Source organism: Kribbella polygonati (assembly GCF_050320105.1).
GTDB lineage: Bacteria > Actinomycetota > Actinomycetes > Propionibacteriales > Kribbellaceae > Kribbella.
The window spans coordinates 8096371-8110581 of sequence record NZ_CP190129.1; the positions used below are offsets into that span (position 1 = coordinate 8096371).

Below are 14211 nucleotides of genomic sequence, written 5' to 3' on the forward strand. Positions count from 1 at the left end.
GCAACCGTAGGCGGCGGGTGGGTCATTCCGCCAGCCGGTACGACGTACCTGTGGACAACTCGGTTCCGCCGATCCGCCGGGCTGTGGACGGGCTGCGGGCGTCCAGCAGACCAGGCCGTACGCTGGTCCGGTGAACACCGAACACCAGTACGGCTTCGAGACACTTGCCATCCACGCCGGGAACGAGCCTGACCCGACGACCGGAGCGGTGGTGCCGCCGATCTACGCGACCAGCACCTACAAGCAGGACGGCGTCGGCGGGCTCCGCAACGGGTACGAGTACTCCCGGTCGGCGAACCCGACCCGGACCGCGCTGGAGGAGTGTCTGGCCGCGATCGAGGCGGGCACCCGCGGCTTCGCGTTCGCCAGCGGCCTGGCCGCCGAGGACACGCTGATCCGGTCGGTGTGCGCGCCCGGCGACCACGTGGTGTTCCCGGACGACGCGTACGGCGGCACGTTCCGGCTGTTCTCCAAGGTGCTGAGCAACTGGGGTGTCGAGATGACCCCCGCCGCGGTCACCCACCCGGAGGCGATCCGGGCCGCGATCCAGCCCGGGAAGACCAAGGTGGTCTGGCTGGAGACCCCGACGAACCCGTTGCTGAACGTCGCGGACATCGCGATCGTGGCGCAGATCGCGCACGATGCCGGCGCACTGCTCGTGGTGGACAACACCTTCGCCTCGGCGTACCTGCAGCAGCCGCTCGAGCTCGGCGCGGACGTGGTCGTGCACTCGACGACGAAGTACATGGGCGGCCACTCCGACGTGGTCGGCGGCGCGCTGATCGTCCGGGACGCGGAACTCGCGGACAAGATCGCCTTCCACCAGAACGCGATCGGCGCGGTCGCCGGGCCGTTCGACTCCTGGCTGGTACTGCGGGGCATCAAGACACTCGGCGTCCGGATGGACCGGCACAGCGACAACGCCGAACGGGTCGTGGAGTTCCTGCAGCGGCACCGGTCCGTCAGCCAGGTGCTGTACCCGGGGCTCGACGGGCATCCCGGGCACGAGACGGCCGCCAAGCAGATGAAGCGGTTCGGCGGGATCGTCAGCTTCCGGGTCGCCGGCGGCGAGGCGCAGGCGCTGGACATCTGCAACAAGGCGGAGGTGTTCACGCTCGGCGAGTCCCTCGGCGGCGTCGAGTCGCTCATCGAGCACCCCGGCAAGATGACCCACGCCTCGGTCGCGGGCACCCCGCTCGAGGTCCCGGCCGACCTGATCCGGCTGAGCGTCGGCATCGAGACGATCGACGACCTCCTCACCGACCTCGACCGCGCCCTGTCCTGACCCCGCACCCTCCCGGCAACACGTCGACGCGAGGGGACAACCCCTCGCGTCGACGGTCCTCCGGTCCGGTGAAGGACAGAGGAGGGGCAACGCCAGGGGTTGTCCGCTCGCCTGGGCGTTCTCGGGTGCTGTGAGAGCGGAGAAGCGGCAACGCCGCGTACGTCGCCTCGCATTAACGTGGGCGCCTGGCGGCGCCCGGCCGGGCCGCGGCGTGGACGCGGGGCGGCGGGTGCGGAGGCGGCGCGGCGGGTGCGCGGGGGAGGGGCGAGGGCGCGGCTGGGCGGAGGCGCGAGAGCGCGCGGGTCGGGCGGGCCGTGGGAGCACGGCGGGGCGTGGACGGGAGTGCGGCGGGGTACGGCGGACGCGCTGCAGACGGCAGGCGGCGTGCGGACGGCGGGCGGGCAGACGCTGGGGCGGGCAGGCGGGCAGGCGGGTGGGGCGGGGTGGGGATGGCGGATTGTGGTGGGGTAGGGATGGTGGTTGGTGGAAGGGGAGTGCGGTGGGTTTGGTGGTGGCGGTGGACTTTGGGTCGACGTTTACCAAGGCGGTGGTGGTCGACGGCGGGTCGGGGGAGTTGGTTGCGCGGGCCGAGCACCGTACGACGATCGACACTGATGTCATGGACGGCTGGCACGCGTGTCGCGCCGTACTGGAGGACACCGACCGTGGTGTGCGGAACGCCGAGGTGCTCGCCTGTTCGAGCGCGGGTGGTGGGCTGCGGATCGGTGTCGTGGGCAACGAAGAGCTCGTCACCGCGGAAGCCGGTAAGCGGGTCGCGCTGTCGAGTGGCGGGCGCGTGGTGGCGGTCGTCAGCGGTGGGTTGACCGCGACGACCCAGAAGGAGCTGCGCAAGGACCGTCCGGACGTCGTGCTGCTGCTCGGCGGGACGGACGGCGGCAACTCGGCCGTACTGCTGCACGCCGCCGAGACGCTCGCGAAGTACAAGTGGCGGAAACCGGTCGTTGTCGCGGGCAACGTCGACGCCCGGGACGAGATTCTCGGCACGCTGACCGCGGCCGGTGTACCGCATGTGCCGGCCGACAACGTCGTACCGGAGATCGGGGTGTTCGCGCCGGACAGCGCGCGGGCGGCGATCCGGGAGATGTTCCTCGCGCACGTGATCGGCGGGAAGAACCTGTCCAAGGACCCGGCGTTCGCGCGGATGGTCCGGGCCGCGACGCCGGACGTCGTACTGCGCGGAGTCGAGGTGCTGGCCGGTCTGCACGGGGACGTCGCGGTCGTCGACATCGGCGGCGCCACCACCGACGTGCACTCGGTGATCGAGCTCGACCCCGAGGACGCGAACCTCGGGCGCGAGGTGGTCGCGACCCATCCCGTCACCCGGACCGTCGAAGGCGACCTCGGGATGCGGTGGAGCGCCGTACCGGTGGTGGACGCGGGCGTCGAGGCCGGGCTGATCGCGGACGTCGACGGGACCCGGGCGGCGGCGGAGCGGCGGCGCGCGGATCCGGCGTACCTGCCGGGCGATGCGCGCGAGGCGGCGTACGACGAGACGCTGGCGAGTGTCGCGGCGACGGTCGCGCTGCGGCGGCACGCGGGGCGGCAGCGGATCGTGTTCGGGCCTGGCGGGCGGGTGATCGAGCGGTCCGGGAAGGACCTGCGCGAGGTCGACCTGCTGGTCGGGTCCGGGGGAGTACTGCGGCACAACCCGCCGGAGGTGGCGGCGCGGATCCTCGGCGCGATCGGGACGAACGCGCGGGAGGAAGGGTGGCTGGTGCCGGAACGCGCGGAGGTGTGCGTCGACGCGGACTACGTACTCGCCGCCGTCGGCCTCCTCGCCGACGACGCCCCGAAGGCCGCCGAGGGCCTGGCCGCCCACATTCATCGAACCGGCCCCGCCGGGCACTAGGCTCCTGAACCAGGGAGGCCAGATGAGCGACGTGGGGCGGGACAAGGAACCGACGCACGACACCGCGCCGGCGGCGGACGACGGCGTCGCGGATGCCGGGCCGACGGACGACGAACAGGCGGACGACGGACAGGCGCAGGACGCGCCGGCGGCGCGCGCCGGGGCGCGGGGGAAGGTCGATCACGGGGTGACGCCGGCGATGGAGATCGCCAGTGCGTGGGCCTGGCGGTTCCTGGTGGTCGTGGCAGCCGTCGGGGTGATCGGGTACGCGATGCGCTACCTGTCCGAGGTCGTCGTACCGGTGACCGTCGGCATCCTGCTCACCGCCCTGCTGGTACCGGTGACGAAGGGCCTGCAGAAGCTCCGGATCCCCCGCGGTCTCGCCGCCGGCGTCACCGTCATCGCGACGATCATCGTGGTCGCCGGCCTGCTGACGCTGGTCGGGACACAGATCGCCGGGCAGTTCGAGGACCTGTCCAAGCAGGTCGGCGAAGGTGTGCAGAAGCTGCGCGACCTGGCCCGGATCAACTTCGGGCTGACCGACAGCGACATCACCAACCTGTTCAAGCAGATCCAGAAGCAGATCACGTCCGGCGGCGCGCTCGGTCAGCAGGCGGCCGCGGTCGGTACGACGGCGACGCACGTCGTGGCCGGTCTGTTCATCTCGCTGTTCTGCCTGTTCTTCTTCCTGTACCAGGGCGAGCAGATCTGGGCGTGGCTGGTCCGGCTGTTCCCGCGCCGCGCCCGCGACAAGGCGGACTCGTCCGGCCGCCGGGCGTGGGTGTCGCTGACCGCGTTCGTCCGCGCGACCGTGATCGTGGCCGCGGTCGACGCGATCGGCATCTCGCTCGGCGCCGCGATCCTTGGCCTGCCGCTGGTGAGCGCGATCGGCATCCTGGTGTTCGTCGGCGCGTTCATCCCGGTGGTCGGCGCACTGGTCAGCGGCATCGTCGCGGTCCTCGTCGCACTGGTGGCCAAGGGCCCCATCATCGCGATCGTGATGCTCGCGGTCGTGATCGGCGTACAGCAGCTGGAGGCCCACGTCCTGCAGCCGTTCCTGATGGGCCGCGCGGTCAGCGTGCACCCGCTCGCGGTCATCCTCGCGATCGCCACCGGCGTCGTCATCGCCGGCATCGTCGGCGCCCTGGTAGCCGTCCCCACCGCCGCCGTCCTGAACGCCATCGTCAACCACCTGGCCGGCAACGACCCAGCCCCCGAACCCCCACGAAAACGCCGCTCAGCAGTACCCGTCGAAGACTGACCTAACCGAGCTGCGGAAACGCCGCGACCCACCGCTCAGCGCAGCGCCGCGGGAGACGCAGCCGCGGCCAAAGCGCGAGCAGGACGTCGCGGTTCAGGTACTCGATGAGATCGGCCTCGGTGGAGGCCTCGCTGATCACCCTGTTGTAGAGCCCGATCGCCTCGTCGAGGTCCGCCAGGTCGTATCTGTTGTTCGAGGTCCAGTCGAGGCGCGTCGGCAGCTCGATCACGCCTACGCTGGGGCCTTGGAACAGCTCCAGCGACGCGGGTACGACGTACGGGATCATCGAACCGTAGGTGTCGCCAGGCCGCGCGAGGTGCTTGTCGCCCATGCGACCACCGTAACGGGACCGGCCGCCCCCGCGGGTGCGAGGGCGGCCGGTTCGAATGGTGGTGTGCGTCAGCGGCCGCCGACGCCCTTGTTGTTGTCGGTGCTCTTGGTGACGTTGGCGCCGGTCTGCTGCTGGGCGCCGTGCTCGCCTGTCTGCTGGCCGGTGGTGGCCGGCGTCTGCGGGGACTGGGTGCCCGGGCCGGGAACGCCGCTGAAGGCGGCCATCGCGCTGCGCTGGACGTCCGACTGGACGCCGGCGCTCTGGTTGACCTGGGACTGGGAGGTCCGCGCCATGTCCTGGAGGATCTCGTTGCGCGCCTCCATGGTCGGGGCGTTCAAAGCCGCGCTGAACCGCTGCGCCATCTCGGCCCGGTCCTTCGCGCTCAGGCCGCTGGCGCCGAGGTCCGGGTTGTGGCGGCCCGCGTTGTAGCTCGCCACCGCGCTCTCGGCCTTGATCATCGCGTTGTTGAACTTGCCCTCGAACCAGCGGCCCGCCTTGGTGGCGGCGTTCCGCCCGGCCTCGACGGCGCTGCGCCCGGCACCGACCGCGGTGTCGCGGGCGTTGCGGGCACCCTGCGCCACGTTGGCGCCGACGTTGCGGGCGCCCTGAACCGCCGAGTCGCGGATCGCGCCGGCGCGCTCGGTGCCGCTCTGCCAGGCCTGGTCGAGCGCGACCTGGCCGCGCTGCGCCATGTCGACGACGCGGTCCCGGCCGGTCTGGTACGCACCGACGGCCTGCTGCCCGAGCTCCTCGGCCCGATCCATCGCGTTGCGCCCGGTCTGTACGACCGTGTCGCGAGTGTTGCGGTACGTCTGGGCGGCGCTGGCACCCAGGTCACGAGCGCCCTGCACCGCGCTGTCGCGAGTGTCGCGGTACGTCTGGGCAGCGCTGGCGCCCAGGTCGCGGGCGCCCTGGACCGCGGCATCGCGGTAGTCACGCGCCTGGGAGGCGAGCGAGGTGGCCATCTCGCTGATCCGGCCGCGGGTGTTGTCGTAGGTCAGGTGCACCTTGGCGACGGCGGCGCGGGTCGCGTTCTCGATCCGGGTGCGCAGCGGGTCGCGGTTCGCGGCGCGCATCAGGTTGCCCTGCTGGCGGTCGTCGAGGTTCGCGAACGCCACCGCGGCCTGCCGCTGCTCGGGCGTCATCCCGGCCACGGCGCGGAGGTTCTGCTGCTGCTCGGTCGAGAGGTTGCTCAGCCAGTCCATGGACTGGCCCCAGCTGCCCTGCTCCCAGCCGGCGGGTCCCTCGGAGGGGGTCGTCATTGCGTCTCCTAGTCGATGTAGATCGCGTAGCTGACACCGACCGCCGGGGTCAGTGGGTCACTGGTGGGCTTGGTGCTGAACAGGCGCAGGTGCGCGCCGTTGAGGGCCCAGGTCGCCAGGTGCCGCTTGTCGGCGCCCGCGCCAGGTCCCCACTCGTCGAGGAAGTTCGGGTTGCTGTCGTCGCCCACGTACACCGGCTCGCCGAAGTACTTGCGGGCCAGCGCCACGTGGTCCGGCCAGTGCTCGTCCAGCCCGGCCTCGGCCGCCCGCGTGTCCTCCGGGCCGAGCTCGTAGGCGCACCAGCCGGCGTTGAGTACGTCGGCGTACGCCAGGCCCGGGAACACGACCATCGTCGTACCGCGCTTGGTGGTGAAGCCCCAGGAGGCGAGCACCGGGTCGATCTGCTCGCCCGGCTGCAGCGGCCAGGGCTCCCAGTCGGTGACGGCGGTGACCCGCTGGACGATCGCCCGGACCACCTCGGGACCGCTGTCGTCGTTGTTGGGCCCCGCGATGGCACGCCAGTCCGCGATCTCGGCGAAGTCGGCGAACGCCGCCTCGTCCTGATCGAGCGGCCGGTCCATGGTTTTCATTTCCGGGCTTGTTCCTTCCGTGGGTGCTCAAGCCGTCGTCGGCAACCGTACGGCGGTGCCAGGGTCAACAACAACGGGTGTTCGGCTGCCTGTGGATAACACGAATTGGTCTGCTCCGGACAGCAGATCCCGACGGGATCCGATGGACCGGTTGGACCTGTCTAGCGGCTGCCGGTGCCGCGGTCGCCGCGGTCCGGGCCGGGGCGGCCGCCGGTCTCGGGGCGGGCGCCGGTGGAGTCGGCGATGCGGGTGGTGCCCTGCGGGCCACGCGGCGGAGTGGCGGCGCGGACGGCGGCGCCCAGGTCGGAGGACAGACCGGAGGACTCGCCTGCGGCCTGGGCGGCCGCGGCGGCGCCGACGGCGACGTCGGTGAGCCTGTCGGGGGAGACGGCACTGGCCGTTCCGGTCCCGGTGCGGACCTCGCTGTTGGCAGCCGCGTCGCGCTGACTCGTCCGGTAGTCCTGCCTGGCTGTCGTCATGACCCCTCCTCGTTGAGGTACACCACGTAGTTGATGCCGACCGAGGTCGACAGCGGCTTGCGCCGCGGGCGGTTGCTGTACAGGTGGATCTCGGCGCCGGGCGGCGTCCAGACCGCCAGGTGCCGGCGGTCGCGGCCGGCTCCCGGGGCCCAGTCGTCGTCGAACCCGGTCTTCGTCTGTACTCCGACGTACGAGGGCTGTCCCCAGTGCCGGCAGGCGAGCTCGAATTTCGCCGGCCAGTGCTCGTCGAGGCCGGCCGCGACCTCCTCGAGGTCCCAGGGCTCGATCGCGAACGCCACCCAGCCGCTGAACGGGCTGTGCGCCAGCACCTGGTCGTCGTACACGGCGAGCTCGGTCTGCCGCTTGGTCAGGAAGCCCCAGCCGTCGAGCTGCTCGTCGATCACCGTGCGGCGGTTGATCGGCCACGGCTTCCAGTTGGTCGCCGACTTCACCCGGCGGATCAGCCGGCGGACCGGGACGGGTCCGGTCTGGCCGGCCTGCGGGCCGCCCAGGCGTCGCCAGTCGCGGACGTCCGCGAAGTCGGCCATCGCGCGGTCGTCGTCGTCCAGTGGCCGGTCAAGAGTCTTCATCCGTAGGACAGTCCTGTCGTTGCGGTACGTGTCGAAAGTACGACCCGGGGAGGGTCAGACGGCCGCTGCGACAACGGAACAGCCGCCCTGGAAAAGCTTTCCAGAGCGGCTGTCGGGTAGGTCAACCGACGTTTGGTATCGGTTCGGTGAAGCGGTCAGTGCATCGCGGCGGCCGCGGAGGCCTCCAGCGACTCGTCGCCCTCGGCCTTCGGGCCGTCGTTGCGGCCGGCCAGCCGCTGCTCCGGCGTGACGACCGCGAGGATCAGGGCGATCGCGAGGAACGGCAGCGAGACCAGGAAGACGTCGTCCATCGCGTCGACCAGCCCGTGCAGTGCGAAGCCCTTCAGCGGCTCCTTCAGCGAGTGCAGCGCCTGGACGCTGTTGGCCGCCTTCGCCAGCCCGTCGACCATCGCCTGGGTGGCGTTCGGGACGATGTCGCCCAGGTGGGTCTTCAGCCGGCTGGTCAGTACGGCGCCGTAGACCGCCGTACCGATCGCGCCACCCATCGAGCGGAAGAAGGTCATCGTCGAGGTCGCGCTGCCCATGTGCTGCCGGGGAACGCTGTTCTGCGCGGCGGTCACGGTGATCTGCATCGACAGACCGAGGCCGGCGCCCATCACGAACATGTAGATCGCCAGCTGCCAGTACGGCGTGGTCAGGCTCAGCGTGGACAGCAGCACCATCGCGCCGCCGACCAGGACCGCGGAGATGATCGGGAAGTGCTTGTACCGGCCGCTCTTGCTCATCATCTGGCCGCTCGGGATCGACGCGGAGAAGATGCCGACGATCATCGGCAGCAGCGCCAGGCCGGAACGGGTCGGCGACAGGTCCTTGACCGCCTGCAGGTACAGCGGCAGGAAGATCAGCGCACCGAACATCGCGAACCCGAGCAGGAACGCGTACCCGGCGTACCCGGAGAAGATCCGGCCCTTGAACAGGTCCATCGGGATGATCGGCTCGGCCACCCGCAGCTCGATGATCACGAACGCGACGGCGAGGACGACGGCGCCGGCCAGCAGCGCGATCGTGGTGGCGGTGCCCCAGCCGTTGGTCGGGCCGCTCCAGGAGATGGCCAGCAGCAGCGAGGTGACCGCGGCGGCGATCGTGGAGGCGCCCAGGTAGTCGATCTTGTGCGAACGCTTCACGTGCGGCAGCTTGAGCACGGCACTGACGATGCCCAGGGCAACCAGGCCGATCGGCAGGTTGATCCAGAAGATCCAGCGCCAGCCGGGACCGTCGGTGAGCAGACCGCCGAGCAGCGGGCCGGCCACCGAGGACAGGCCGAAGACGGCACCGAAGTACCCCATGTACTTGCCGCGCTCGCGCGGCGGGATCACGTCGCCGATGGTGGCGAAGGCCAGCGACATCAGGCCGCCGGCGCCGAGACCCTGGACGGCCCGGAAGCCGATCAGCTGCTCGATGTTGCCCGACAGGGCCGACAGCACCGACCCGGCCAGGAAGGTGACGATCGCCGCGATGAACAGTGGGCGGCGGCCGTAGAGGTCGGAGATCTTGCCCCACAACGGGGTCGAGGCGGTCGAGGTCAGCAGGTACGCCGTGACCACCCAGGACAGCTTGTCGAGGCTGTTGAACTCGCTGACGATCCGCGGCAGCGCCGTACCGACGATGCTCTGGTCGAGTGCGGCCAGGAACATCCCGGCCATCAGGCCGCCCAGGATCACCAGGATCTGCTTGTGGGACAGGTAGCTCGGACCGCTGTCGGGTGCGGCGCCGCCGGCGGTGGCGGGCTCTGTGGTGCTCATCTGGTGCTCTCCAGGTTGTTGTCGTGGTTCGCGCTGCCGGCGGGGTCACCGTCGGCAGTGGAGTCTGTGTCGGTACTGCGCTCTGCCCGGCCGGTCCGGCCTAGCCGCGGGGCGACCGCGGCCCAGCCCTTGTCGGCCCAGGCGGCGCTGGCGGGTGCCTCGGTCAGCGCGGTCACGCCGTCCGCGAAGCGGGTCATCAGCCGCTCGAAGGTCTGCACGTCCTCCTCGGACCAGCCCTCCATGGCGGCGCTCAGCAGTTCCATCCGGTGCCGGGCACTGGTCTCCCACTGCTCGATCCCCTGCTCGGTGAGCTCGACCCGGAAGGCCCGGCCGTCGTCGGGGTCGGGGGAGCGCCGGACCAGGCCGAGCTGCTCGAGGGACCGGACGTGCCGGCTCGCGGTCGAGGCGTCCAGCTCCAGCCGGGCGGCCAGGTCGGACAGCCGCAGTGCGCCGTTGCACCGCAGGGCGAACAGCACGACATGCGCGCTGTGGTCGATCGTGTCGCCGGGCTGCTTGGCCTTCAGCCGGCGCCCGATCCGGGTGAACGCGTGCATCACACCCTCGATCGGGGTCTGTGGAGCGTACGCGTCGTTTACTTGCATGCTGCAAGCATATACATGCTTGCGTGATACACGCAAATGAGTTTCCAAGGTATTCAACTGAGCCGCCACTCATTTGCTCTCGGTCGCCGGATGGTCACTCTCCGCAGTACTCCGCGGGATGCGGACAGTAATTCGACGGCGCACGGTGGCGTTTTGTGACGTGAATCGGGGAAGAAGTGGTGCTTGCCTCACCCCGGAAGGTCGGCCCAGCACCCTGGTGGCGGTGGTACGGCGTACCCAGGCTTGGACGGTGATCAAGCGCCGGCTGGTGGAGTTCGCGGTTGTCTGTCTGGTTCTGACCTGGGTGCCGTGGGGCGTACTGGGCGTTCTTGGGGTGGACCCTGGTGAGGGCGTGGGCATGCTGGTGTTCGCGCTCGCGGCTTCGGGGCCGTCGTTGGCTGCACTGGTGCTTTGGGTACGTCACCGGGAGCGGCGGCGGGTGGTGCGGTGGTCGGGGGTGTGGGTGGTCGCGGCCGTCGTACTGGGGGCGTTGCCGCCGTTGGTGGCTTGTGCGCTGATGGGGGAGTTGCCGGCGTTGCCAGCGCACGCGGGCTCGGTGGTTGCGGGTGCCGGCGGGGTGCTGGGGGCTGCGGCGTACACGTTTCTGGCTGGGCCGGTGGCGGAGGAGTTCGGGTGGCGTGGGTATGTGCAGCCGCGGCTACGGGAGTACTTCGGGCCGGTGGGGACGGCTGTGGTGCTTGGGGTGGTGTGGGGGTTGTGGCATGTGCCGTTGTACTTGCTGGACGGGACTGGGCAGCACGATGACGGGCTGTTTACCCAGCAGGCGTTGACGTTCTTTCTGGAGTTGTTCCCGTTGAGCTTCGTGATGTTGTTCGTGACGGAGCGGCTGCGGGGTGGGGTGCCGGCGGCGATCCTTGTGCATGCTTCGTGGAACCTGACGCAGGAACTGGTGCCGCCGTTGGGGCGGGGGGAGTGGGTGGAGTTGCTGGTCATGACCAGCGTGGCCGGGGTGTTGCTGACATGCTGGACGCCTGTTCGACGAGGCGGAAGGGTGGCGGCATGACGCGGGTTGCGGTGGTGACCGGAGGTGGGTCGGGGCTCGGGCGGGAGATGGCGCTCGCGCTGGCCGGCGCCGGCTACCAGGTGTGGGTGACCGGACGCACGGAGGACAAGCTGAAAGACACAGTTGCCCTGGGTGGGGAGCTGATGCGGTACGCCGTACTCGATGTTGCTGATGGGGTGGCGGTGCGGGGGTTTTTCGGGGGGCTCGAGCGGGTTGACGTGTTGGTGAACAACGCGGGGACGGGGTCGCCGGCTGCTGCGGTGGAGGACGTGCGGGAGGAGGACTGGCGGCGGGTGGTGGACACCAACCTGACCGGGTCGTTCCTGTGTGCGCAGGCGGCGTACGAGCTGATGCTGCGGCAGGATCCGAAGGGTGGGCGGATCATCAACAACGGGTCGATCTCGGCGCACGTACCGCGCCCGCAGGGGATCGCGTACACCGCGAGCAAGCACGCGATCAGCGGGCTGACCAAGGGCCTCGAACTGGAAGGCCGGGCGCACGGGATCACCGCCTGCCAGATCGACATCGGCAACGCCGCCACCGCGATGACCGCCCGGATGGAGCAGGGCGTCCTGCAGCCGGACGGGTCGATCGCGGTCGAGCCGACGTTCGACCCGAAGATCGTCGCGGACTTCGTGGTCCGGATCGCCGGCCTGCCGACGACCGTCGCCGTACCGACGCTGACCGTGATGGCGGCCGGAATGCCCTACGTCGGCAGGGGATGAGGGGCGTACAGATCTGGCTGGGCGTCCTCCCACAGGGCGGAGTTGTGGGCGTCGGCCTCGTGAATGCCGGCTTCCAGGTCGACGTCGCAGACGAGTGACGCGCGGTCGCGCGGGGCTTCGGCGACCGTGGTGCCGTCCGGGGCGATCACCCGGCTGCGGCCGAACATCCCGCCGCCGCACTGGTTCACGGTGATCCACCACTGCCCGTTGGCGAGCGCGTTCGCCGGGTGCAGCAGGTCCCACCAGCTCTCCGCGGCCGTCTCGTACGCCGCGGGCATGACGACCAGCCGCGCCCCGCGGTCCCGCAATGCCCGCGCGTACCCGGGATGATCGCCGTCGAAGCACGTCGCGAGCCCGACCGGCCCGAACCGATCGGTGTCGAGCACCGTCACGGTCTCGCCGGCCGCGAACACCGCGTCCTCAGCGGTAGGCCGATAAAGGTGCACCTTCCGATGTACGCCGGCCAGCTCGCCCTCAGGGTCGAACACCAGCGTCGTGTTGTACACCCGCCCGTCCGCCAACTCGGGCACAGACCCCGCGAACAGCCACAGGCCGTGCTCACGCGCCGCCCGCGCCAGGGCTTCGCTCCGAGGCCCTGGCACCGGCTCGGCGGTGGCGGAGACGATCTCGCCGAGCCGCACCGCGTCGTACCCGCTCGCCCACAGCTCGGGCAGGACGACGAGCTCGGCGCCCTGCGCGGCGAGGTCCGCCACGACCTCGAGAGCCGTTGCCAGGTTGACGTTGTGGTCTCCGGGCACAGCGTGCCACTGGCCGAGACCGATGCGCGTAGTACTCACGCGACTCAGCCAAGCCTTCGGCTGAGTCGCTGTCAACGAATCACGTCATCGGCATTATCGATGGCTTGTACGGGACAGGTCGATGTCGATCAAGTCGTACCACCGGCCCGCCGCCGGCTGCTCCAGCAACGGGTCCTTCCAGCGCAGCCGCACGCGCTCCGGCTGCGCCTCCATCAGCACGGCCTCCTGCCACTCCCCGTCCGTTCGCGCCCACCAGGTGTCGGTCAGGCATTCCAGCCCTTCCTTCTCCACCAGCGCGACAGCCGTGTCCCGGTCACTCGCCGGGCCTAGCGCGGCACCGAAGACAGTCGTCGGCAACCACCCACCGGTCACGGGTACGACGCGCCCGAGCACCTCGCCGTCCTCCCGCACCACGTCCTCCGGTGACGGGAACCCGGGCCATTGCTCCTTCAGCGCCTTGACGATCCGTGCGGTGGTCTGACCGAGGAACCGGATGCTCGCCAGCTCCGCAGTACTGCCCGCGTACTCAACCGGCACCTCCCCGGCGACCCAGGTCTGCCGGATCCGTTGTGTGGCAGTGATGTCGACCAACGGGTCCCCGTCGACCAGCAGCAGGTCAGCACGAGCTCCTACAACCAACCGACCGCGGTCCGTCAGCTTGAACACCTCGGCCGGCCCACTGGTAGCAGCCACGAGAGCCTGCGCCGGTGTGAGCCCAGCACTCACCAGATGCACCAGCTCCCGGTGCAGCGACGCTCCAAAGACCAGCCCTGGGTTGGGCACGTCTGTACCAGCGAGCACTTGTACGCCGGCCCGCAGCAACGCCAGTGTGTTCGCCCGAGCAGGTGCACCGTCCGGCGCCTGTGGCGGCATCCAACGCCGCGACTGGTGGTCCAGCACGCGCCGCCAGCGCGCAGGCATCCTGGCCATCAGCTCCGGCTCGTCTTGCAACGGCAGGTGTCCAGGAGACCCGAACATGTCGACTACGCCCAGCGTTGCGATCACGGCCACGTTCTTGACCGCGTCGATGTCCTCAGGCGTCATCAGGTCGGACGGCGCATGCGCCAGTACGTCGACACCGCACTCGGCCACCGTCACCGCACCGGCCGCGGTGGACACGTGCGCCACCACCGTGAGCCCGTTTGCATGCGCCTCGTCGGCCAGCGCACGGATCGTGTCCCGGGTGAGCGTGGGGATGTTCAGCATCGCGCCGGAGCCGTCGTCGTAGATCAGCTTGAGGTGGTCGGCGCCTTCGGCGATCCGGTCCGCGACGAACCGCTTGGCGTCCTCCGGCCCGGTCACGGACGGGAACGGCGGGAACGCGATCGTCGGATGCCCGCCCGGTGCGGTCGCGCCGACGCTCGACGTGAAGAACCCGGACCGCGGCGTCTCCGCGGCGATCACCTCCGGCATGCTGAACATGTCGAGCTGCGTGGTCACGCCGTACGTCGCCGCGAGCCCCGTGCTGCCCGGCGCGAGGTGGACGTGGGCGTCGATCAGCCCGGGGAGCAGCGTCGTACCGGAGCCGTCGACGAGGACGTCGCCGGGCTGGGCGATCTCCGGGCCGCCAATCGCCGCGATGCGGCCGTCCGCGACCCGCAAGCAGTCCGCGGGCAACGCCGTACCGCGGTCGACGAGTCTGGTGTGCAGGATCGTGAATGCCATGCCCGG

The 14211-nt window shown here is 70.5% G+C and carries 14 protein-coding genes; 5 read left to right on the plus strand and 9 right to left on the minus strand.

The genetic code is table 11. The features are described 5' to 3' along the window. Nucleotides 1–130: 130 nt before the first annotated feature. The 3 genes from ACQHIV_RS39000 to ACQHIV_RS39010 all read left to right on the plus strand — a co-directional run bounded on the left by ACQHIV_RS39000 (nt 131) and on the right by ACQHIV_RS39010 (nt 4416). A complete protein-coding gene (locus ACQHIV_RS39000) occupies nt 131–1285 on the plus strand; it encodes a cystathionine gamma-synthase (protein WP_427889356.1) in 1155 nt (384 codons plus the stop codon). A 499-nt stretch (nt 1286–1784) separates the two neighbouring features. Next, nucleotides 1785–3155 (plus strand): glutamate mutase L, encoded by a 1371-nt coding sequence (locus ACQHIV_RS39005; RefSeq protein ID WP_427889357.1) that lies wholly within the window; start codon nt 1785–1787, stop codon nt 3153–3155. Nucleotides 3156–3177: 22 nt separating this feature from the next. Next, complete coding sequence (locus ACQHIV_RS39010; RefSeq protein ID WP_427889358.1) at nt 3178–4416, plus strand: AI-2E family transporter; 1239 nt, start codon at nt 3178–3180, stop codon at nt 4414–4416. A 1-nt stretch (nt 4417) separates the two neighbouring features. On the opposite strand, the gene ACQHIV_RS39015 is transcribed toward ACQHIV_RS39010, so the two are convergent. From ACQHIV_RS39015 to ACQHIV_RS39045, 7 genes are all read right to left on the minus strand, one after another. Then, the gene (locus tag ACQHIV_RS39015; RefSeq protein ID WP_427889359.1) at nt 4418–4747 is read right to left on the minus strand and encodes a hypothetical protein; all 330 of its coding nucleotides are present in this window, start codon (nt 4745–4747) and stop codon (nt 4418–4420) included. Nucleotides 4748–4815: 68 nt separating this feature from the next. Beyond that, on the minus strand, nt 4816–6009 hold the full coding sequence (locus ACQHIV_RS39020; RefSeq protein WP_427889360.1) for a hypothetical protein: 1194 nt from the start codon (nt 6007–6009) through the stop codon (nt 4816–4818). An 8-nt stretch (nt 6010–6017) separates the two neighbouring features. Next, nucleotides 6018–6599, minus strand: coding sequence for a hypothetical protein (locus ACQHIV_RS39025; protein ID WP_427889361.1), 582 nt, complete (start codon nt 6597–6599; stop codon nt 6018–6020). A 161-nt stretch (nt 6600–6760) separates the two neighbouring features. After that, nucleotides 6761–7078, minus strand: coding sequence for a hypothetical protein (locus ACQHIV_RS39030; RefSeq protein WP_427889362.1), 318 nt, complete (start codon nt 7076–7078; stop codon nt 6761–6763). After that, the gene (locus ACQHIV_RS39035; protein ID WP_427889363.1) at nt 7075–7668 is read right to left on the minus strand and encodes a hypothetical protein; all 594 of its coding nucleotides are present in this window, start codon (nt 7666–7668) and stop codon (nt 7075–7077) included. Before ACQHIV_RS39035 ends, ACQHIV_RS39030 begins: the two co-directional genes overlap by 4 nt. 155 nt (nt 7669–7823) lie before the next feature. Next, nucleotides 7824–9431, minus strand: coding sequence for an MDR family MFS transporter (locus ACQHIV_RS39040; protein WP_427889364.1), 1608 nt, complete (start codon nt 9429–9431; stop codon nt 7824–7826). Next, nucleotides 9428–10033 carry a MarR family winged helix-turn-helix transcriptional regulator gene (locus ACQHIV_RS39045; RefSeq protein ID WP_427889365.1) on the minus strand — a complete coding sequence of 202 codons (606 nt, stop codon included), beginning with the start codon at nt 10031–10033 and terminating at the stop codon, nt 9428–9430. The genes ACQHIV_RS39040 and ACQHIV_RS39045 overlap by 4 nt, the downstream gene beginning before the upstream one ends. Nucleotides 10034–10283: 250 nt before the next feature. Between ACQHIV_RS39045 and ACQHIV_RS39050 the strand changes: the two genes are divergently transcribed. After that, nucleotides 10284–11057 carry a CPBP family glutamic-type intramembrane protease gene (locus ACQHIV_RS39050; protein WP_427889366.1) on the plus strand — a complete coding sequence of 258 codons (774 nt, stop codon included), beginning with the start codon at nt 10284–10286 and terminating at the stop codon, nt 11055–11057. Then, nucleotides 11054–11782 carry an SDR family oxidoreductase gene (locus tag ACQHIV_RS39055; protein WP_427889367.1) on the plus strand — a complete coding sequence of 243 codons (729 nt, stop codon included), beginning with the start codon at nt 11054–11056 and terminating at the stop codon, nt 11780–11782. The genes ACQHIV_RS39050 and ACQHIV_RS39055 overlap by 4 nt, the downstream gene beginning before the upstream one ends. Here the strand turns inward: ACQHIV_RS39055 and ACQHIV_RS39060 are convergent. Next, nucleotides 11764–12579, minus strand: a complete 816-nt coding sequence (locus ACQHIV_RS39060) for a carbon-nitrogen hydrolase family protein (protein WP_427889368.1) — start codon at nt 12577–12579, stop codon at nt 11764–11766. The genes ACQHIV_RS39055 and ACQHIV_RS39060 overlap by 19 nt on opposite strands. 54 nt (nt 12580–12633) lie before the next feature. Beyond that, nucleotides 12634–14205, minus strand: a complete 1572-nt coding sequence (locus ACQHIV_RS39065) for an amidohydrolase family protein (protein ID WP_427889369.1) — start codon at nt 14203–14205, stop codon at nt 12634–12636. Nucleotides 14206–14211 lie beyond the last annotated feature (6 nt).

Coding starts and splice junctions, on each gene's coding strand:
- ACQHIV_RS39010 (WP_427889358.1), top strand. CDS start 3,178: ATGAGCGACGTGGGGCGGGACAAGGAACCGACGCACGACACCGCGCCG.
- ACQHIV_RS39030 (WP_427889362.1), bottom strand. CDS start 7,078: ATGACGACAGCCAGGCAGGACTACCGGACGAGTCAGCGCGACGCGGCT.
- ACQHIV_RS39065 (WP_427889369.1), bottom strand. CDS start 14,205: ATGGCATTCACGATCCTGCACACCAGACTCGTCGACCGCGGTACGGCG.
- ACQHIV_RS39035 (WP_427889363.1), bottom strand. CDS start 7,668: ATGAAGACTCTTGACCGGCCACTGGACGACGACGACCGCGCGATGGCC.
- ACQHIV_RS39055 (WP_427889367.1), top strand. CDS start 11,054: ATGACGCGGGTTGCGGTGGTGACCGGAGGTGGGTCGGGGCTCGGGCGG.
- ACQHIV_RS39015 (WP_427889359.1), bottom strand. CDS start 4,747: ATGGGCGACAAGCACCTCGCGCGGCCTGGCGACACCTACGGTTCGATG.
- ACQHIV_RS39025 (WP_427889361.1), bottom strand. CDS start 6,599: ATGAAAACCATGGACCGGCCGCTCGATCAGGACGAGGCGGCGTTCGCC.
- ACQHIV_RS39040 (WP_427889364.1), bottom strand. CDS start 9,431: ATGAGCACCACAGAGCCCGCCACCGCCGGCGGCGCCGCACCCGACAGC.
- ACQHIV_RS39045 (WP_427889365.1), bottom strand. CDS start 10,033: ATGCAAGTAAACGACGCGTACGCTCCACAGACCCCGATCGAGGGTGTG.
- ACQHIV_RS39020 (WP_427889360.1), bottom strand. CDS start 6,009: ATGACGACCCCCTCCGAGGGACCCGCCGGCTGGGAGCAGGGCAGCTGG.